Here is a 19059-nt window from a genome sequence, read left to right on the forward strand (position 1 = left end):
AGGGTGCGGCCCGGGTTGCGGATCAGACCTCGAGCGGGGTGGCGGCGGCGACCGCCTCATCCTCTTCGGTGGCGACGAGCTGCCCGCAGGCGCCGTCGATCTCCTTGCCGCGGGTGTCGCGCAGGGTGGTGGGGATGCCGGCGTCGTTGAGACGGCGGACGAATTCGTTCTGCACGTCGACGTCGGACGCGGTCCAGATCGAGCCGGGCGTCGGGTTCAGCGGGATCGGGTTCACGTGCACCCACCCGCGACCGCGGGCGTTCAGCTTGTCGGCCAGCAGATCGGCGCGCCAGGCGTGGTCGTTCATGTCCTTGATGAGCGCGTACTCGATCGACACGCGGCGGCCGGTGCGGTCGAAGTAGGCGCGGGCGGCGTCGAGTGCCTCGTCGACCTTCCAGCGCGCGTTGACCGGGATGAGCTCGTCGCGCAGCGTGTCGTCGGGCGCGTGCAGCGACAGCGCGAACGTGACGGGGATGTCCTCGTTCGCGAGCTTCGTGATCGCCGGCACGAGGCCGACGGTCGAGACGGTGATGCCGCGGGCGCTCATCCCGATGCCGTGGGTCTTGTCGGTCATGACGCGGACCGCCTGCATGACCCTGGCGTAGTTGGCGAGCGGCTCGCCCATGCCCATGAAGACGATGTTGGTGACGCGCTCGCCGGCGTGCCCGACCTTGCGCGGGTCGCCGAGTCCGCCGTCGGCGATCAGGCGGTTGGCCCGCACGACCTGCTCGACGATCTCGCCGGCCGACATGTTGCGGGTGAGGCCCGCCTGTCCGGTCGCGCAGAACGGGCAGTTCATGCCGCAGCCGGCCTGTGACGACACGCAGAGGGTGATCCGGCCGGTGTAGCGCATGAGCACGGATTCGACGAGGGCGCCGTCGTGCAGCTTCCACAGGAACTTGATCGTGTCGCCGCGGTCGGTCTCGAGGCGGCGCACCTCCGTCAGCAGGGGCGGCAGCATCCCGTGGACGAGTTCGTCCCTGCCCTCGGCGGGCAGGTCGGTCATGTCGGCGGGGTCGTGCGTGAAGTGGGTGAAATAGTGCTTCTCGAGCTGCTTGGCGCGGAAGCCGGGAAGCCCCAGCTCCTTGACCTTCTCGACGCGCTGCTCGGGGGTGAGGTCGGCGAGGTGCACGGGCGGCTTGCCGCGCTTGGGCGACGCGAACTGCAGCAGCGGGCGGCCTTCGGCGTCCTTCTTCTGCGACCATCCCTCGGTCGCCGGGCGCACCTGGCGGGGTTTGGTGGTGCGCACGGGAGTGGGTTCGGTCATGCCTCCAGGGTACGGGAGCCGCCTGGGCGAGCGCAGTGCGGCCGCGTCGGAGGCGGAGTAGCGTCGGCCACGTGGACGCCGATGACGCGGTCCACGGGGTGACGGACGATGGATGCTGCTGCTCGCGCCGAGTTGGACGAGCTGCGTCGACGCGTGTTCGGCCCGCAGGCCGACGCCGACGCGGACGCGGTGGCGCGCCTCGGGGCGCTCGAGGAGCAGGTGCGCCGGGAGCGCCGGCCCACCTGGACGCCGGAGACGGTCGGCAACGCCGACGGCGGGAGCACGCTGACCGAGGATCCGCTCGTGCAGGCGCCCGCCCCGCCGGAGTCCGACTCCGCCCCGCCGCTGCGGGCGCCGCGCAGCCGAGTCGGGCTCGCGGTCGCCGTGCTGGTGGTGCTGGTCTTCGCGGTGCGGGCGCTCCTCGACGCGGTCGGCCCTGCCGCGGAGGGCACCACGACGACGGTGGAGGCCCGCGCGGCGTACACGCTCGTGCGCGACCCGGACGCGCGCATCGTGCTGCGGATCCCGATCGAGCCGTCGGCCTCGTCGCACACCGATGCGGTGCCGCCGGTACTGCCGGCCAGCGGCGCGGTGCGCTGGGTCCGCTCGCTCGGCGTCGTGCACGGCTGGCGGGTGTGGATCGCCTCCGCCGACGGGATCGTGCAGGAGGAGGACTGCATCGCGGTCAGCCGCGGGGAGGTCGCCCGCGCCCGCTGTGTGCCCGCGGCGCTCCGAGGGACGGCCGCGCTCGCCGTGGACGTGCCCTACGACCTCGTCCCGCCCGCCGACCGACCGCAGGGCATGGCCGTCGGCGAGCGCCTCGGATTCCTGTGGTCGGGCGGCGATTCCGGCGTCTACGTGCTCGTGGCGGCTGAGCCGGAGCCCCGTCCCTGAGCCGTCCGCGCGACACCCGCGGCGGACGCACGGCTACGGTGGGCGGGTGCCAGACATCGAGCTCCGCGACATCCACCAGGCCGACGCCGGCGAGGTGCTGACGCTGCAGCGCGCCGCGTTCGTCCAGGAAGCGCTCATCTACCGGTCCGTCGACATGCCGCCGCTCACCCAGACCCTCGAGGAGCTCGAGGCCGAGCTGCACGAGAACCTCGGGGTCGTCGCACTGGACGGGCCGCGCATGGTCGGCGCCGTGCGCGCGCGGCTCGACCGCGAGCTGCTGCTCATCGGCCGGCTCGTGATCGCCCCGGACCAGCAGGGCCAGGGCGTCGGCACCCGCCTGCTCGCCGCGGTCGAACGACGCGGAGCGGATGCCGGCGCCACCGCCGCCGAACTGTTCACCGGATCGCTCAGTGAGGCGAACCTGCGGCTGTACGGCCGCGAGGGCTACCGCGAGTCGCAGCGGGTGCAGGGCGACGACGGCATCGAGCAGGTCTTCCTCCGCAAGCCGCTCACGGCGGGCTAGGCGCCCGCGGGCCTCGCGTCCACGAGATGGGCGACGCGGGCGATGTCGGCGGGGGTGGTGCGACAGCATCCGCCCACGAGCCGCACGCCGGCGTCGAGCCAGGACTCCACCAGCGCGTCGTCGAGGCCGCCGTCTCCGCGCCACTGCCGGACGACCGCATCCCATCTCTCGCCGCTGTTCGGGTAGGCGAGCAGGGCCACGTCGACGTCGAGGTCGGCGAGGGCGGGCAGCACGTCGCCGGGTGGGCAGCAGTTCACCCCGACGGCGATCACTCCGGGGGTCGCCGCCGCCGCGGCGAGCGCCTCGGTCCGCGACTCCGGCGTGAACCCGGTGCTCGCACCGGAGACGCTCACCCAGGCGGGCATGCCGATCTCGGCGAGCTCGGCGCAGAGCGCCTCGACCTCCGCGGGCGAGGGGATCGTCTCGATCGCGAGGAGGTCCGCCCCTGCCTCGGCGAGGACCCGCAGCCGGCGCCGATGCCACTCGCGCAGCTCGTCGACCGAGAGCCCGTAGGCGCCGGAGTACTCGCTCCCGTCGGCTCGGGCGGCTCCGTACGGGCCGACCGAGGCGGCGACGAGCACCGCAGCGTCGCCCGCGGCCTCTCGGGCCACCGTGACGCTGCGCCGCAGCATCCTGTCGACCTCCGCGTCCGTGAACCCGGCCGCGCCGAGCCCGGCGTAGCTGACCTGGTACGACGCCGTGGTCAGCACCTGCGCGCCCGCGGCGACGAACTCCGCGTGGGCAGCCCGCACCGCGGCCGGCTGCTCGACGAGCAGTCGCGCCGACCAGAGCTCCGAGCGCAGATCGTGGCCGTGCGCCTCGAGCAGTGTCCCGAGGCCGCCGTCGAGGACGAGCGGACCGGCGGCGAGCAGCGCGGCGAGGTCGTCGGCGGGTTCGGGCATGGCATCACCCTAGGCGCCACGGCAGGTCACCGGCCCGGAGGACCGCACCGGCGCTCGGGGACGCCACAGGATTACGCTGGGGGCCGTGGTCCCGCTCGACAACCTCCTCGCCTTCGCACTCGCGTCCCTCGTGATCATCGTGATCCCCGGCCCGGCCGTGCTGTTCTCGGTGGGCCGCACGCTGGCGCTCGGGCGCGCGGGGGGACTGCTCAGCGTGGTCGGCGTCACGCTCTCGCTCTTCCCGATCGTGGCGCTCGTGGCGATCGGGGTCGGCGGCATCGTCGCGCAGTCCGTCGTGCTGTTCACCGTGCTCAAGGTCGCCGGCGCGCTCTATCTCGCCTTCCTCGGGGTGCAGGCGATCCGCCATCGGAAGAGCGCGGCGGCCGCCGCGATCGATCCGGCGAGCCTCCCCCGCTCCCACGGCCGGCAGCTGTGGCAGGGCTTCATCGTGGGCGTCACCAACCCGAAGACCATCGCGTTCTTCGTCGCCGTGCTGCCCCAGTTCGTCGACCTCTCCGCCGGCTCGGTGCCGCTGCAGATGATGGAGCTCGGACTCGTGTTCGGACTCATCGGCGTGATCTCCGACAGTGCGTGGGTGCTGCTGGCAGCCGCCGCGCGCGCGTGGTTCGCCAAGTCGCCCAAGCGCATCGAGACGCTCACCGCGACCGGCGGCGGCATGATGGTCGGGCTCGGGGGCATCCTCCTGGTCACCGGGGGCCACCAATGACACCGGCCGACGACACGATCGCCCACAAGGTGCTCAACAACAACGTCGTGATCTCGGTCGACGCGTCCGGCCGCGAGCGGGTGCTGATGGGCCGCGGCCTGGGGTTCGGGCTGAAGCCGAGCGACGCGATCGATCCGGCGAAGGTCGAGAAGACCTTCGTGCTCGACCAGGGGGCCGAGGGCGAGCGGGAACGGCAGATGCTCACCGACGTGCCCTACGTCGTCATCGAGGCGGTCACGCGCGCGGTCGACGAGGCGGAGCGGATGCTGGGGCACGGCCTCGGCAGGCATCTGTCGATCGCGGTGATCGACCACATCCAGTTCGTCCTCGAGCGGCTGGACGACGGCATCCGGATCCCCTCGACGAACATGCCCGAGCTGCGTGTGCTGCACCCGCGGGAGTTCGCCGCGGCCGAACGGATGGCGGCCTCGATCTCGACGGCGCTGGAGCGGGAGCTGCCGCCCGAGGAGGCCGTCTTCCTGACGATGCACCTGCTCAACGCCACCCGCGACGAGCCCAACGGCACCGCCGCGCTGCTGTTCCGGCGCGTGCAGCACGTGGTGGCGACCGTCGAGACCGGCCTCGGCGTGCAGCTGGACGTCGAGAACCCCGACTACGCCCGGTTCGTCCTGCATATCCAGTTCCTGCTGCAGCGGCTGGTGTCGCGATCGATGCTGCGCAGCGCCGACTCGTCCTTCTTCGAGTTCGCCAAGCACAGCTATCCGCGGTCCTTCGCGATCGCCCAGGAGGTCAAGGCGTACGTCGCGGCGGCGACCGACTCCGAGCTCACCGACGAGGAGCTGCTGTACGTGATCGTGCACGTGGAGCGCCTCGCCAGCCAGATCGCCCCTGGCGCCCCGCCGGAGGCCGTGCTACCGTAGCCGCAGCTCCGGATTGTTACTGCGCAGCAGGCAAAACCTGAACTCACATCGCTTGATCGGCGATGAACGAGTTCAGGTTTTTTTGTTGCCCGAAAACGGCTCGCGAGTCCCCAATCCGCACCATGAGCCGCGATGCAGCGGCAGAAGGAGAGTGATCCGAATGGACTACTCCAAGACAGCGGCAGGCGTCCTGAAGGGCGTCGGCGGCGAGGAGAACGTGCAGTCGCTCGTGCACTGCGCCACCCGGCTCCGGTTCGTCATCAAGGACGACGCGAAGATCGACAAGGCCGGCGTGAAGGCCACGCCGGGAGTGATCACGACGGCGGAGGCCGGCGGCCAGTACCAGGTCGTCATCGGCAACGATGTGCCCGAGGTCTACGCGGAAATCGCGAAGATCTCCGGTCTGGGCAAGGCCGGTGAGGCGACCGGCGCCCAGGACCGCCCCAAGGGCAACCTCTTCAACCGCTTCATCGCGATGATCTCGGCGATCTTCACCCCGCTCCTCTGGGCACTCGCCGGCACCGGCCTGCTGAAGGCGTTCCTCGCTGCGGCGGTCACCTTCGGGTGGATCGACACCGCGACGACGACCTATGTGGTCCTCAACGCGCTGTCCGACGCCTTCATCAACTTCCTGCCGCTCGCGCTGGCGTTCACGGCGGCCCGCTACTTCAAGGCGAACGAGTTCACCTCCTTCGCGATCGCGGCGGCCCTCCTGTATCCGACCATCACACCGCTCGTGGGCGCGCCCGATCTGACCTTCTTCGGGATCCCCTTCACGATGGTCAGCTACGTCTCCAGCGTCATCCCGATCATCGTGATCGTCTGGCTGCAGTCGCACGCGGAGCGGTTCCTTTACGCGAAGCTCCCCGGCTCGATCCGCCGGTTCGTGACCCCCATGATCGTCGTGCTCCTCGGCGTCCCGTTCGTGTTCCTCGTCGTCGGCCCGCTGTCGGCGATCGTGGGCGGCTGGCTCGGCAGCGGCATCGGCTGGGTGTTCTCCACCGTGCCGTGGCTCGGCGGTGCGATCATGGGCGGCCTGTGGCAGGTCTTCGTGATCTTCGGCCTGCACTGGGGTCTCGTGCCGCTGTTCACGCTGGAGTTCCAGACCACCGGCCAGATCCTGCTCATCGGCCCGGTGTTCGCCGCGGTGCTCGCACAGGCCGCCGCTGTCGCCGGGGTGTGGGTGCGTGCGCGCAACAAGAACCTCAAGTCGCTCGCGGCTCCCGCCACCCTGTCGGGCTTCCTCGCCGGCATCACCGAGCCCGCGATCTACGGCATCAACCTGCCTCTGAAGCGGCCGTTCGCGTTCGGCATCGTGGGCGGCGCGCTCGGTGGCGCGATCATCGCGATCGGCGGCGTCTACTCGACGGCGTTCGTGGTCCCCTCCGGCCTGGCCCTGCCCGCCCTGTTCGGCAACGGCAACATGCTCCTCCTGGCGCTGGGTCTCGCCGTGGCCATCGCGGTCCCGTTCCTGCTGACGGTCATCGTCGGCTTCAAGGAGCCCGCGGAGGACGCCACCATCGCGGCCGAGGCCACCGACGTCGAGGTGCTCAGCCCCCTCGACGGCACGGTCGTCGCGCTCACCGAGATCCCCGACGCCGCGTTCGCCGACGGGTCGCTCGGTCAGGGCGTCGCCATCCAGCCGCGCTCGGGCGCCGTGTACGCGCCGTTCGACGGGACCGTCGTCGCCGCCTTCCCCACCGGCCACGCCATCGGGCTGCGTCACGCGGACGGTGCCGAGCTGCTCATCCACATCGGCATCGACACGGTGAAGCTGGGCGGCGAGCACTTCGCGCTCAAGGTCACCAGCGGCCAGGAGGTGAAGGCGGGCGACCTGCTCGTCGAGTTCGACGGCGACGCCATCGAGCGCGCCGGCTACAACCTGATCACCCCGGTGATCATCACCAACCCCGACCTGTACCCCGAAGTCGGCTCGGCAGCCGCCGGTCCGATCGCGCACGGCGAGACGCTGTTCTTCGCGGGCGCCGTCGAGCGGGTCCTGGCCGGAAAGTGACAAGGAGCACCATGAGCGACATCACCGCATCCCCCGTCTTCCCGGAGGGCTTCCTCTGGGGCGGCGCGACCGCGGCCAACCAGGTGGAGGGCGCCTACATCGAAGGCGGCAAGGGGCTGTCCATCCAGGACGTCATGCCGAACGGCATCCTGACGCCGCGCGCGGACGCGCCGACCGACGACAACCTCAAGCAGGTCGCGATCGACTTCTACCACCGCTACGCGGAGGACATCGCACTGTTCGCCGAGATGGGGTTCGGGGTCTACCGCTTCTCGATCGCCTGGAGCCGGATCTTCCCGCAGGGAGACGAGTCCGAGCCGAACGAGGAGGGCCTCGCGTTCTACGACCGGGTGCTCGACGAACTCGAGCGCCACGGCATCCAGCCGCTCGTCACGATCTCGCACTACGAGACGCCGCTGCACCTGGCGGAGCAGTACGACGGGTGGGCCAGCCGCGAGCTCATCGGGTTCTACGAGCGCTATGTGCGCACCCTGTTCACCCGATACGGCGCACGGGTCAAGTACTGGCTGACCTTCAACGAGATCAACTCGGTGCTGCACGCGCCGTTCATGTCCGGCGGCATCAACACCCCGAAGGACCAGCTCTCGCGGACCGACCTCTACCAGGCCGTGCACCACGAGCTCGTCGCGTCGGCGCTGGCCACCAAGATCGCGCGCGAGCTCGCCCCCGACGCGCAGATCGGCTGCATGGTGCTGTCGATGCCGGTCTACCCGCTCACCCCCGACCCCGACGACGTGTTCGCCGCGCTCACCACCGACCGCACGAACCTGGCGTTCGGCGACATCCACGTGCGCGGCGAGTACCCCGGCTACTACCTGCGGAGCCTGCGGGAGCAGGGTGTCGAGCTCGCGATCACCGATGAGGACCGGGGGCTCCTGAAGGAGAACACCGTCGACTTCGTCTCGTTCAGCTACTACTCGAGCATCTGCGAGACCGTCGACCCGGACAAGCGCGACATGGGCGAGGGAAACCTCTTCGGCGGCGTGCGCAACCCCACGCTCAAAGCCTCGGAGTGGGGATGGCAGATCGACCCGGTCGGGCTGCGTCTGGCGCTGAACAGCTTCTGGGATCGCTGGCAGAAGCCGCTGTTCATCGTCGAGAACGGCCTGGGCGCGAAGGACGAGCTGGTCGAGGTGGACGGCGTCCCGACCGTCGTGGACGACTACCGCATCGCCTACCTCCAGGCGCACCTGGAGCAGGTGGGCGAGGCCATCGCCGACGGCGTCGACCTGCTCGGCTACACCACCTGGGGCTGCATCGACCTGGTGAGCGCGTCGACGGCGCAGCTCAGCAAGCGCTACGGCTTCATCTACGTCGATCGCAACGATGACGGCTCCGGTTCACTCACGCGCTACCGGAAGAAGTCCTTCGACTGGTACGCAGAGGTCATCCGCACCAACGGCGCCTCGCTGACCCGCTGACCGATCACGACACAGCTCGTGTCCAGGGTGCCATGCGGCATCCTGGACACGACTGTTTGGAGAAACCCGTGACATCCCCCCGCATCGCCTTCCTCGACGTCGACGGCACGATCCTCGATCACGGCAAGACCATCGCCCCCTCGACCATCGAGGCGGTGCGATCCGCGCGTGCCGCCGGTCACCTGGTCTACCTGAGCACCGGACGGGCCGCCGGCGACATCCACCCCGGCGTGAGCGAGATCGGCTTCGACGGCGCGATCACCAACGGCGGCGCGTACGCCACGAGCGGAGACGACACGGTCGTCGCCGAGCCGATGCCGCGCGACGCGGTCGAGCAGCTCATCGCCTACTTCGAGGGCCACGGCATCCTCTTCTTCCTGCAGACGGACGAGGCCGTCTACGCGTCGCTCCAGGTGCAGGCGACGCTCGCCGAGCTGATGCGGCGCTGGATGGGAGCGCACGGCGAGCCGGACGAGCCGCAGACGGCGCCGCAGGGGATCCCGCGCTTCCGCGATATCGCCGGGATCGATCTCGCCCGCGTCGCGAAGGCCGTGTTCCTCAGCCAGGAGGCCGACACCGTGGAGCGCGCCCAGGCCGAGCTCGGCGATCGGTTCCACGTCGTCCCGGGCAGCATGCCGCTCCCCGGCGGATCGAACGGCGAGATCGGCATGCGCGGCACCACGAAGGGCTCGGCGATCCTGTCGATCCTCGAGCACCTGGGCATCGACGCGGCGGCCTCGATCGGCATCGGCGACAGCTGGAACGACGTCGAGATGTTCGAGGTGTGCGGCACCGGTATCGCGATGGGCAACGCGGCGCCCGAGCTGAAGGAGCTCGCCGACGAGGTGACGACGAGCGTCCGCGAGGACGGCGTCTGGAACGCGTTCGTGCGCCACGGGCTCGTCGCGCGCTGACGCCGACACTCTCAGCGCTGACCTGTCGCAATCTGCGGGTTCACGTGCAGATTGCGACAGGCGAAGCGAACTCGTCGACGGGGTCAGCTACGCCGCGGGCTCGGCGCCGAGGCTGATCAGCGTCCCGTCGGGGTCGCGCACACGCGCGACGCGCTCGCCCCACGGCATGAGGGCGGGCTCGGAGACCGGCGCGGCACCGGCGGTGAGCGCGGCCTTGTAGGCCGCATCGACGTCGTCGACGTAGAACCAGAGGGCGGCGCGGTCACCGGTGTCTGCGGGCGGCGTCTCGGGGTCCCACCCGATGCCGAGGGCGGCCGGCCCGAGCGCGAGCGACACGTACACGTCGGCGCCGTCGTCGGTGAAGCGGTACGTCACCTCAGCGCCGAGCGCCGCCTCGTAGAACGCGACCAGCCGGGGCAGATCACGGGTCGAGAGGATCGGGAAGCCGCTGCGCACGCCCATGCCGGCAGGCTACGCCGCACACCCGCCCTCGCCTACAGGAAGATGTCGGGGAAGAGCTCCGAGTCGGGGGTGCCAGGCACCGCGGCGTACCCCGAGAAGTCGGGGATGCCTGCGGCCTCGAGCACGTCCTCGACGATGAGCGTCCGGCCGGTGTACTCCCGCGACGGCTGCAGCAGCACCTCGTAGGCGGCGTCGGCGTAGATCTCGGGCGTGCGGCTGACCTTCATCATCCGGTCGCCGCCGAGCGCGAACTGCACCGCCGCGGTCGCGATCGTCGTCCGCGGCCACAGCGTGTTCGCGGCGACGCCGTCGCGGGCGAGCTCGGCCGCGAGCCCGAGGGTCGCCATCGTCATGCCGTACTTCGCGAGCGTGTAGCCGGTGTGCGCACCGAGCCACTTCGGGTCGAGGTTCAGCGGCGGCGACAGCGACAGGATGTGCGGGTTGGCGGCATCCTTCAGGATCGGCGCCGCGGCCCGCGAGAGCATGAACGTGCCGCGCACGTTGACGTCCTGCATCAGGTCGTACTTCTTGGCGGCCAGGTCGAGCGAGCGCGACAGGTCGATCACGGAGGCGTTGTTGACGACGATGTCGATGCCGCCGAACTCGCCCTGCGTCTTCAGCACTGCTTCGGTGATGTCGTCGTCGTTGCGGACGTCTCCGACGAGCGGCAGCGCCTGCCCACCCGCTGCGCGGATCTGCTCGGCCGCGGAGTGCACGGTCCCCTCGAGCTTGGGATGCGGGGTGTCGGTCTTGGCGAGCAGGGCGATGTTCGCGCCGTCGCGGGCCGCGCGTAGCGCGATCGCGAGGCCGATGCCACGGCTGCCGCCCGACATCAGGATGGTCTTGCCGGCGAGGCCGCCGGTCGCTGTCGCCGTGTCCGTCATCGCTGCTCCTTGCTCTTGCGGGATGCGGCGGCGAACGCCGCGACCCGCGCCTTCGAATCGTCGGTGTCGAATGCCGCCCCGATCGTGCGGGCCTCGTCGTCGAGGTTGTCCGCGAACGAGCGGCCGGCGCCGGTGCGGACGAGCCGCTTGGCCTGGCCGAACGCGCCGGCGGCCCCGGCGAGCCAGAACCGGGCGACCTCTTCGGCACGGGCGGCGAGCGCATCCTGCGCCACCACCTCGGCGACGAGCCCCCAGTCCAGAGCGGTGGCCGCGTCGATCGTGGTGTCCTGCAGGAGGAGCCGCAGAGCCCGGCGTTCACCGACCGCGCCGGCGAGGAGAGTCGAGACGCCGAGGTCGGGCGTGAGGCCGATGTTCGCGTACTTCGAGACGAACTTCGCCTTCTCGCCGGCGACGATGTAGTCCGCGGCGAGCATCAGCCCGAGCCCGCCCCCGGCGACGGCGCCCTGCACGGCCGCGACGATCGGCTTGTCCGACTCGACGAAGGTGCGGATGCCGTCGTGGATGACATGAGCGGCCTCCGTGACGGCGGACCCGCCGGCTCCCGACGTGCCCATCGCGACGACATCTCCCCCCGCGCAGAAGGCCGGGCCGGCCGCATCCAGGATCACGGCTCGCACCGACGGATCGGCGGTGACCTGGTGCGCGATGTCGCGCCACCGTCCGCCCATCTCGAAGTCCATCGCGTTGAGGTACGCGGGCCGGTTGAAGGTGACGCGGGCGAGCCCGCCCTCCACGCTCAGCAGTATCGATTCGGTCATGTCCACTCCTTACTTCGGCGCCATGCGGATCGCGCCGTCCAGGCGGATCGTCTCGCCGTTGAGATAGCCGTTCTCGACGATGTGCTGCACGAGCGCGGCGTATTCGTCTGGCGCGCCGAGCCGGGCAGGGTAGGGCACCTGCTGGCCGAGCGAGTCCTGCGCCGCCTGCGGCAGACCGGCGAGCATCGGGGTCTCCATGATGCCCGGGGCGATCGTGCAGACGCGGATGCCGTAGCGCGCGAGCTCACGGGCGACCGGCAGGGTCATGGCGTGCACGCCGCCCTTGCTGGCCGAGTAGGCGGGCTGCCCGATCTGGCCGTCGAAGGCGGCGACCGAGGCGGTGTTGACGATGACTCCCCGATCGCCGGATGCTGTCGGCTCGGTCTTCGCGATGACCGCACTGGCCTGCGCGATGACGTTGAACGTCCCGATCAGGTTGATCTGCACCACGCGGGCGAAGTCGGCGAGCGGCGATGGGGCGCCGTCGCGGTCGAGCACCTTCGCCGGCGGGGCGATGCCCGCGCAGTTCACGACGACGCGGAGGGGGCCGGCCGCGGATGCGGTGGCGACGGCGGCGGCGACCTGCTCGGCGTCGGTGACGTCGGCGGGTGCGAACGTGCCCCCGAGTTCCGCGGCGACGTCGGCACCGGCCGAGGAGGGGAGGTCGATGATCGTGACCGCCGCGCCCGCGGCGGTGAGGCGACGAGCGGTCGCGAGTCCGAGACCGCTGGCACCGCCGGTCACGACGGCGGAGCTGCCGATGATGTCCATGGTTCTCCTTCGAACGGCGGCGGTGCGCGCACCGCGGCATCCCGTGTCAGCATACGCGGCACTGAGTCTCACCGTGGGTGGGCGTGATCCCAGGGTAGCCGGAGCGGGCGGCAGCACTGTTGAGACCGCTGACATGTCTGAGGTTGACTGGGGTGTGAGTCGAGCGGGCCCGACAGGAGGCGGCGATGTCTGACGCGATGCACAACGCGGCTCGCTACGCGGCGCAGCGGGCGGCGGGAGAAGTCCCGTCGACGCAGTCGGAGGCCACCCGACCGCCGGTGTCGCTGAACGCGGAGAACAAGTCTGCATTCGTGGAGAACGCCATCCAGCAGGCGATCCGCCGCGGCGAGTTCGATGATCTTCCGGGCGCCGGCAAGCCCTTGGAGGGACTCGGCACGCACCATGACCCGGACTGGTGGATCCGACGGAAGATCGAGACGGAGAAGCTCACCGGGCTGGGGCCGCCCGCGCTCAGCCTGCGGACGGAGAACCTCGAACTCGACGCGCGTCTCGATCTCGAGCCGAGCGAAGCGCTCGTCCGCGAGATCGTCGACGACTTCAACCGCCGCGTGATCGAGGCGCGACGCCAACTGCAGGGCGGCCCGCCGGTCGTGACTCCGACGCGCGACGTCGATGCCGAGGTGCGAGCCTGGCGGGAACGCCGCATCGCGCGCGCCGAACGCGCACAGCAGGCCGAGGCGGCCGGGCGCACGCCTCCGCAGCGGCGACGCCCATGGTTCCGCCGCTGAGGTCGATCAGCGGCGAAGGCCCGGTGGCAGGATGAGCGCGTGAGCATCCCGACTGAAACCGTGCCGGTGCCCGCGCGGGTCGCGGCGCTCGCGGGAGGTGCCGCCGTGACCCCGGTGTGGCGCAACGGACTCGGCGGCCTCACCTTCGCCACGGACGACGGGCGCCACATCAAGCTCGGACCCCGCAACCTCGAGACGAGCACGGCAGCTGAGGCCGAGCGCCTCGCGTGGGCCGGCGGGCGCACGCCGGTCCCCCGGGTCCTCGCGGTCGGCGCCGACGAAGACGAGGAGTGGCTCGTGACGGCCTCCCTCCCTGGCCGCAGCGCCGTCTCACCCGAGTGGATCGCCGACCCGGCAGTCGCCGTCCGAGCCGTCGGAGCGGGACTGCGCGCCCTGCACGACGCCCTGCCGGTGGCGGACTGCCCGTTCGACTGGGGGGTCGGGGTGCGCCTCACGAATGCGGCGGCCCGCGGCATCCGAGTCCCCGACGCGCTGCGCACGCCGCCTCCCGTCGACGTGCGGGTGGTGTGCCACGGTGACGCGTGCTGCCCGAACACGCTGCTCGACGAGGCCGGCCGGGTCACCGGTCACGTCGACCTCGGCGCGCTCGGCGTCGCCGACCGCTGGGCCGACATCGCGGTCGCGGCGATGAGCACCGAGTGGAACTACGGGCCGGGGTGGGAGGACGCGCTCATCGCGGCGTACGGCCTCGAGCCCGACCGGGAGCGGCTCGCCTACTACCGCGCCCTGTGGAACGCGACCTGAGGGGCCGGGAATGCCGCATCCGATCATGTTCGACGAGGACGACGATCTGCTCGCGCGGGTGCGCGCGATCGCGCTCGCGCTGCCCGGCTCCGATGAGAAGGTGGGGCACGGGCGGCCCGCGTTCTTCACGGTCAAGGTCTTCTGCTGGTTCGGCGGATCGCAGCGCGTCGACGGCGAATGGGTGCCGCACGATCGCGCGATCCTCGTGCAGCCCGACCCCGGCGACGAGCCCGCACTGCGCGCCGATCCCCGTTTCTGGGTGCCCGCGTACCTCGGCCCGGCGGGCTGGCTCGGGCTGGACATCGCCGACGCCGCCGACTGGCGCGAGGTGGCCGAGCTCATCGACGCGTCGTACCGGGTGACCGCGCCCGCGCGTCTCGTCCGGCAGCTCGACGCCGGCGGGTGACCGTCAGGGCCGGAAGATCTTCAGCTTCGACGGCCACGGCGTCGCATAGAATGCCCCCGATCGAGAAGCTGCGGCCCGTCGGTCCTGCACCCATCTGAGACTTTCCAATCTCTCCCCCCGGAGGTTCGGTCATCGTGGTCCAACGACGACTCTCGACTGCGCTCTCGACGGCGACCATCCTCGGACTCGTCATCGGTCTGGTCGGCGCCCCGCTGGAGGCATCCGCCCAGGTCGGGGAAGCCGCTGCGGTGGCGGTCACGGCCGATGTCCCAGATGGGTCGACCCCGACGATCACGGGCGATCCCCTCGCGAACGCGACGCTGTACGCACAGCCCGGGACCTGGCCGGAGGGGACTCAGCTCACGTACCAGTGGTACTCCGGCGGCCAGCCCGTCGAAGGTGCGGTTGAGCGGTACTACAACCCGCGGTATGACGGCGATCTGGGCGCGCGGCTGCACGTCGTCGTCACGGGTGTCCTTCCAGGTGGGGACGTCGAGTCGAGAGCGTCCGCACCCACGTTGCGCGTCGCCGCCGCACCGACCCCGGAGATCACCGGACTGCTGCGCGTCGGGGCCACCCTCACGGCCGTGACGCGCTGGACCGCTGAGTACGCACTCTCCTACCAGTGGCGTGTGTCCGGCAAGCCCTACGAGGGCGCGACAGCCGCCACCTTCGTCGTCCCCGATGACGCCGAAGGTGCACGCATCTCGGTCCGCGTGACCGGCACGGCACCCGATTACCCCCGCGCAACGTCCTTCTCGCAGGAGACTCTGCGCGTCATCCGCGTCGGCACGGTCTCCATACAGGGGGATGCCGTCGTCGGGGCGACGCTGGTCGGTGTCCCCGGCACCTGGAGCGCGCCCATCAAGCCCTACCTGGAATGGTTCGCGGACAGGAAGATCGTCGGCGGCGGCGAGACGCTCGTCGTCACCGAAGCGATGCGCGGGAAGACAATCTCCTTCTCCGCCAGCGGCGGAATCGCCGGCGGAACGCGGCAGTACGTCTCGGCACGGTCCGCACCGGTGATCGGACCCGGCGTCCCCACGGTCGTGGGCCCCGCTGCCGTCGGGCGCCCCCTCACCGCGGACCCAGGCGTGTGGGCCGAGGGCACGAGGCTGTCCTACCAGTGGACGGTCGACGGCGCGGACATCTCAGGGGAGACCGCCGCGACCTTCCTGCCGAGCGCGGCAACCTCCGACCGTCGGGTCGCGATCCGCGTCACCGGCGCGCTCGCGGGGCGCACGACGCTCGTCGCCACCTCCTCGCCGACCTCGCCCGTGCTCGTCGCTCCCACGCCGAAGATCAGCGGCAAGCACGTCGTCGGGTCGACCCTGAGGGCGATCCCCGGCTCATGGACCCCGGGGACGAAGCTCAGCTACCAATGGTTCGTGGGAGACATGTGGATGACGGGCGCCACGGCAGCCACGTATCGGCTCGACGAGCGGGCCATCGACCTTCCGGTGCGCGTCGAGGTCACGGGCGTCAAGCCCGGCTACGACGAGGTGACGGTGTCGGCGTCGACACCGCGCGCCGTCTACATCCCGCCGGTCGAGTTCTGGGGGGACTTCATCACAACGGGTTCCCTTGCCGTCGACACGGAGGGGTGGCGCAAGGGGACGAAGGTGTCGTACCAGTGGCTGCGCGACGGCAAGCCGATCTCGAAGGCGACGAACTGGTGGTTCCACCTTCGCCGGTCCGATCTGGGCCACCACGTCACCGCTCGCGTCACCGCGGTCGTCCCAGGCTACGGAACGGTGGTGCAGGTCACCCCCACGAAGGGCAAGGTCGGACGTGCGACCAGGCCGAGGATCCACGGCACGGCGGCTGTCGGCTCGACCCTTGGGTTCTCGATGGCGAAGTGGATGAAAGGGACGCGCTTCTCGTATCGGTGGTTCGCCGATGAGCACCCGATCGCGGGCGCGCACGGCAAGACCCTGGTGCTGACGCGCGCCCTCGCCGGCAAGCGCATCCACGTGGAGGTCACGGGAAGGACTCCCGGGTACGCGGTCGCGACGACAGCCGCGTCTCAGACGGCGAAGGTGCGCTGACGCCGGCGGGTGACCGTCAGGGCCGGAAGATCTTCACCGTGTACGAATAGCGGGATGCTGTCGCGCCCTCGATCCCCGAGACGGTGACGGTGTAGCTGCGCACCGCGCTTCCGCTCGGCGCGGCCACTCCGGCCACCTGCCAGCTCACGGTGTTCGGGCCGTAGCCGTCCGTGACCGGGTATTTCGTGACCTTGAGGCTCTTGCCACCGGGCCCCTTCACGCTGATCTTCGCCGAGCTGAAGTCCACGCTCGAGCTGGACGCCGACAGCGACCACCGCCCCTGCGGCTCGAGCTGCGTCGGGAAGTACCCGGCTGACGGCCACTCCATCCAGGTGGGTGACGCGAAGGTCTTCGCGGTCGACGTGCCGATGACCTTCAGCGTGTTGGTGGAGTTGGTCGACGCGGTGCCCATGATGGAGGTCGGGGGGTACAGGATCCACCTGCGGTGACCGACCAGGATGTTGTTCCCGTCGCTGTCGTCCATGTACCCGCTGATCGCACGGGCGCCGGTGGCCGGCGACAGCCCGCTGTAACCCCACGCGATGAAGAGGTTCGAGGTGCTGGCGGCGTCGTAGGCTGCCTGCGACCAGCACTTGCCCGACTTCGACGGGTAGTGCGTGATCTGCCCCCGCGCGGCCATCAGCAGCGAGTTGCGCATGGCCTGGCTGTTCCACTTGTCCGCGAACCGCACGCCGTCGAGCTGGACGAGCGCCCGGTAGAAGTTGACGGCGTTGAGGGTGGCCCGCTTCGACCTGGACGCCTCGGTGCCCGGGGTGCACGTCGAGATCCTCCCGGTCCAGCCGACCGAGGTCCTCTCCGCCGGCGCCAGGATCCGCTTGTACGCGGAGGCGACGGATGCCTTGCTCGACGTGTTCATCAGCGAGACCTTGGCGCTTCCCGCGGAGGTCTTCGCGACGATCGCGTATCCGGCCTTCTTGCCTGTCACCTTCACCTTGATGCTCTTGCCCTGCAGCGGGGTGTCGATCGTCAGCGATGACTTCGTCGCCCCGGGGATCGCGGCGCCGCTCGCGTACCAGCGGTAGCTGAACACGGTGTCGCGCGTCCAGGTCCCTCGCGTCACCGTCAGCTTCACGCCGAGCGCGATCTTGCCGGAGATCTTCGGGGTCGTCGCGAAGATGACCTTGAGGCTGGCCTTCGAGGTCTTCGTCGCGGGGATGTAGTCGGGCTTCGATCCGGTGACCTTGACCGTGAGGACCTTGTCCTTGTGGGCGGTGGTCAGGACGAGCTTCGACGTCGTCGCACCGAGGATCGCGGCTCCGTTCGCGTACCACTGGTAGGCGAGGGTCGCGCCGGAGTCCCACGTGCCCGGCACGGCTTTCACCGTCGAGCCGACGGCGAGGGTGCCGGAGATCGTCGGCACGGGGGTCTTCACGAGCGGGCGCAGCACCGGGGAGGTCTCCGCGGAGGTCTTGGTCACGGTGGCGAAGCCGGCCGCCGGCGTTCCGGTGACGCGCACGGAGATGCGCTTGCCCTCCTGCGCCGTCGTGAGCGTGAAGGTCGTCGCGTTCGCCCCGGAGATCGCCGTGCCCCCCGCAAGCCATTGGTAGGCGAAGGCGGCGGGCGGATCCCAGGTGCCGGGACTCGCGGTGAGCACTTCGCCGGCCCGCAGCGTCCCCGTGACGGTGGGCGTGCCGGCCGTCACGACCTTCGCCGTCTGGTCCGACACGACGGTGACGGGCCGGTAGTCGGGGATGCTCACAGTCACGCGCACCGAGAGGCGGGCGCCGGCCTGGGCGGCGGCGATGGCCAGGGTCTTGGCCGTGGCGCCGGGGATCGTGGCGTTGTCCGCGAGCCACTGGTACGCGTAGGTGGTCTGCCAGTCGTAGTTCGGATCGACGACGACGGCGGCCGTGACGGTGGAGCCGACCGACAGTGGCCCGCCGATCGTCGGCTTCGCGACCGTGCCGGGGGGCAGGACCGCGTCTCCTGTCGCCTCCTGGCTGACGTAGCCCGAATACGCGACGGCGCCGGCGGTGACGGACCATGGGACGGAGTAGTAGCCCGCCTGGGTCGCCTGCCAGCGCTTGCCGGCGGTATCGACGGTGAGGCCCCAGTAGCCGGGGTCCTGCGGTGCCACGACGGCGCCGCTCAGCCCGCGGATGGGACTCGCCTGCCAGACCCCGGTCTCGATGGAGTCGAGCGTGATGCTCTGCCCCGTCACCGAGGCCGTGGTGAGGCTCGTGAGTGCGGCCAGCGGTGAGATGTCGGCGATCGCGTTGCCGTCGAGCGAGAGGTCGTGGAGACCGCTGAGCGCGGCGATGCCGCCCAGACGGGTGATGGCCGGCGAGCGGTACGCCGCGTAGAGCTCGGTGAGGGATGCGGCCGCCGCCGCGTCGACGGGAGCGTCCGGATCGTTGCCGAGCGCCTCGTTGACCGCGGCGCGCAGCTGCGGGTCGGTGAAGGTCACGGTCGCCGCGGCCTGCGCGGTGGCGCCGACGCCGGACACGACGAGCAGGGCGCCGAGGAGCCCGGCGATCAGTGTGCGGATCCTGCCGGCCCTGCCGTTTTTCCGCGCGCGCACGTCAGACATGCCCAGCCCCCCTCAGCACTGCCCAGATCGAAGCCCCCACAGCCTCGTTGGGCACATTGTGGCACCGCGGCACGGTGCGC

Annotated in this window: 18 protein-coding genes; 11 read left to right on the top strand and 7 right to left on the bottom strand. The window is 70.8% G+C overall.

The annotated features are described in order from the left end of the window. Nucleotides 1-22: 22 nt before the first annotated feature. Nucleotides 23-1267, bottom strand: coding sequence for a dual-specificity RNA methyltransferase RlmN (gene rlmN, locus Microterr_RS13880; RefSeq protein ID WP_263797288.1), 1245 nt, complete (start codon nucleotides 1265-1267; stop codon nucleotides 23-25). A 108-nt stretch (nucleotides 1268-1375) separates the two neighbouring features. Between rlmN and Microterr_RS13885 the strand changes: the two genes are divergently transcribed. Both Microterr_RS13885 and Microterr_RS13890 read left to right on the top strand, forming a co-directional pair. Further along, complete coding sequence (locus Microterr_RS13885) at nucleotides 1376-2161, top strand: hypothetical protein (RefSeq protein WP_263797286.1); 786 nt, start codon at nucleotides 1376-1378, stop codon at nucleotides 2159-2161. A 46-nt stretch (nucleotides 2162-2207) separates the two neighbouring features. Further along, the gene (locus Microterr_RS13890) at nucleotides 2208-2684 is read left to right on the top strand and encodes a GNAT family N-acetyltransferase (RefSeq protein WP_263797285.1); all 477 of its coding nucleotides are present in this window, start codon (nucleotides 2208-2210) and stop codon (nucleotides 2682-2684) included. On the opposite strand, the gene mmuM is transcribed toward Microterr_RS13890, so the two are convergent. Continuing rightward, nucleotides 2681-3586 carry a homocysteine S-methyltransferase gene (gene mmuM, locus Microterr_RS13895; RefSeq protein ID WP_263797283.1) on the bottom strand — a complete coding sequence of 302 codons (906 nt, stop codon included), beginning with the start codon at nucleotides 3584-3586 and terminating at the stop codon, nucleotides 2681-2683. The genes Microterr_RS13890 and mmuM overlap by 4 nt on opposite strands. An 85-nt stretch (nucleotides 3587-3671) precedes the next feature. On the opposite strand from mmuM, the gene Microterr_RS13900 reads away from it, so the two are divergent. From Microterr_RS13900 to Microterr_RS13920, 5 genes are all read left to right on the top strand, one after another. Then, entirely contained in the window at nucleotides 3672-4313 is a 642-nt protein-coding gene (locus tag Microterr_RS13900) for a LysE family translocator (RefSeq protein ID WP_263797282.1), read from the top strand. Next, nucleotides 4310-5194: a PRD domain-containing protein gene (locus tag Microterr_RS13905; protein WP_263797281.1), complete on the top strand. Its 885-nt coding sequence runs from the start codon at nucleotides 4310-4312 to the stop codon at nucleotides 5192-5194. The genes Microterr_RS13900 and Microterr_RS13905 overlap by 4 nt, the downstream gene beginning before the upstream one ends. Before the next feature lie 160 nt (nucleotides 5195-5354). Next, the gene (locus Microterr_RS13910; protein WP_263797280.1) at nucleotides 5355-7208 is read left to right on the top strand and encodes a beta-glucoside-specific PTS transporter subunit IIABC; all 1854 of its coding nucleotides are present in this window, start codon (nucleotides 5355-5357) and stop codon (nucleotides 7206-7208) included. An 11-nt stretch (nucleotides 7209-7219) separates the two neighbouring features. Beyond that, nucleotides 7220-8650 (top strand): glycoside hydrolase family 1 protein, encoded by a 1431-nt coding sequence (locus Microterr_RS13915; protein WP_263797279.1) that lies wholly within the window; start codon nucleotides 7220-7222, stop codon nucleotides 8648-8650. 68 nt (nucleotides 8651-8718) lie between these two features. Next, a complete protein-coding gene (locus Microterr_RS13920; RefSeq protein ID WP_263797278.1) occupies nucleotides 8719-9564 on the top strand; it encodes a Cof-type HAD-IIB family hydrolase in 846 nt (281 codons plus the stop codon). A gap of 87 nt (nucleotides 9565-9651) precedes the next feature. Here Microterr_RS13920 and Microterr_RS13925 read toward each other — a convergent pair whose 3' ends face one another. From Microterr_RS13925 to Microterr_RS13940, 4 genes are read right to left on the bottom strand one after another with little or no spacing between them, the layout of a single operon-like run. Continuing rightward, the gene (locus Microterr_RS13925) at nucleotides 9652-10026 is read right to left on the bottom strand and encodes a VOC family protein (protein WP_263797276.1); all 375 of its coding nucleotides are present in this window, start codon (nucleotides 10024-10026) and stop codon (nucleotides 9652-9654) included. Between the two features lie 32 nt (nucleotides 10027-10058). Continuing rightward, nucleotides 10059-10910, bottom strand: a complete 852-nt coding sequence (locus Microterr_RS13930; RefSeq protein ID WP_263797275.1) for an SDR family oxidoreductase — start codon at nucleotides 10908-10910, stop codon at nucleotides 10059-10061. After that, entirely contained in the window at nucleotides 10907-11689 is a 783-nt protein-coding gene (locus Microterr_RS13935; protein WP_263797274.1) for an enoyl-CoA hydratase/isomerase family protein, read from the bottom strand. Before Microterr_RS13935 ends, Microterr_RS13930 begins: the two co-directional genes overlap by 4 nt. A 9-nt stretch (nucleotides 11690-11698) precedes the next feature. Next, nucleotides 11699-12460, bottom strand: coding sequence for an SDR family NAD(P)-dependent oxidoreductase (locus Microterr_RS13940; protein WP_263797273.1), 762 nt, complete (start codon nucleotides 12458-12460; stop codon nucleotides 11699-11701). Nucleotides 12461-12645: 185 nt separating this feature from the next. Between Microterr_RS13940 and Microterr_RS13945 the strand changes: the two genes are divergently transcribed. The 4 genes from Microterr_RS13945 (at nucleotide 12646) to Microterr_RS13960 (ending at nucleotide 16428) form a co-directional block, all read left to right on the top strand. Continuing rightward, nucleotides 12646-13209 carry a DnaJ family domain-containing protein gene (locus Microterr_RS13945; protein WP_263797272.1) on the top strand — a complete coding sequence of 188 codons (564 nt, stop codon included), beginning with the start codon at nucleotides 12646-12648 and terminating at the stop codon, nucleotides 13207-13209. Nucleotides 13210-13248: 39 nt separating this feature from the next. Further along, nucleotides 13249-13974, top strand: coding sequence for an aminoglycoside 3'-phosphotransferase (locus tag Microterr_RS13950; protein ID WP_263797271.1), 726 nt, complete (start codon nucleotides 13249-13251; stop codon nucleotides 13972-13974). 10 nt (nucleotides 13975-13984) lie between these two features. After that, entirely contained in the window at nucleotides 13985-14380 is a 396-nt protein-coding gene (locus Microterr_RS13955; protein WP_263797270.1) for an MmcQ/YjbR family DNA-binding protein, read from the top strand. Between the two features lie 134 nt (nucleotides 14381-14514). Further along, nucleotides 14515-16428, top strand: a complete 1914-nt coding sequence (locus Microterr_RS13960; RefSeq protein ID WP_263797269.1) for a hypothetical protein — start codon at nucleotides 14515-14517, stop codon at nucleotides 16426-16428. Nucleotides 16429-16444: 16 nt separating this feature from the next. On the opposite strand, the gene Microterr_RS13965 is transcribed toward Microterr_RS13960, so the two are convergent. Continuing rightward, nucleotides 16445-18979, bottom strand: coding sequence for a CAP domain-containing protein (locus Microterr_RS13965; protein WP_263797267.1), 2535 nt, complete (start codon nucleotides 18977-18979; stop codon nucleotides 16445-16447). Nucleotides 18980-19059: the final 80 nt, after the last annotated feature.

Origin of the sequence: Microbacterium terricola, assembly GCF_027943945.1 — a bacterium.
Taxonomy (GTDB): domain Bacteria; phylum Actinomycetota; class Actinomycetes; order Actinomycetales; family Microbacteriaceae; genus Microbacterium; species Microbacterium terricola.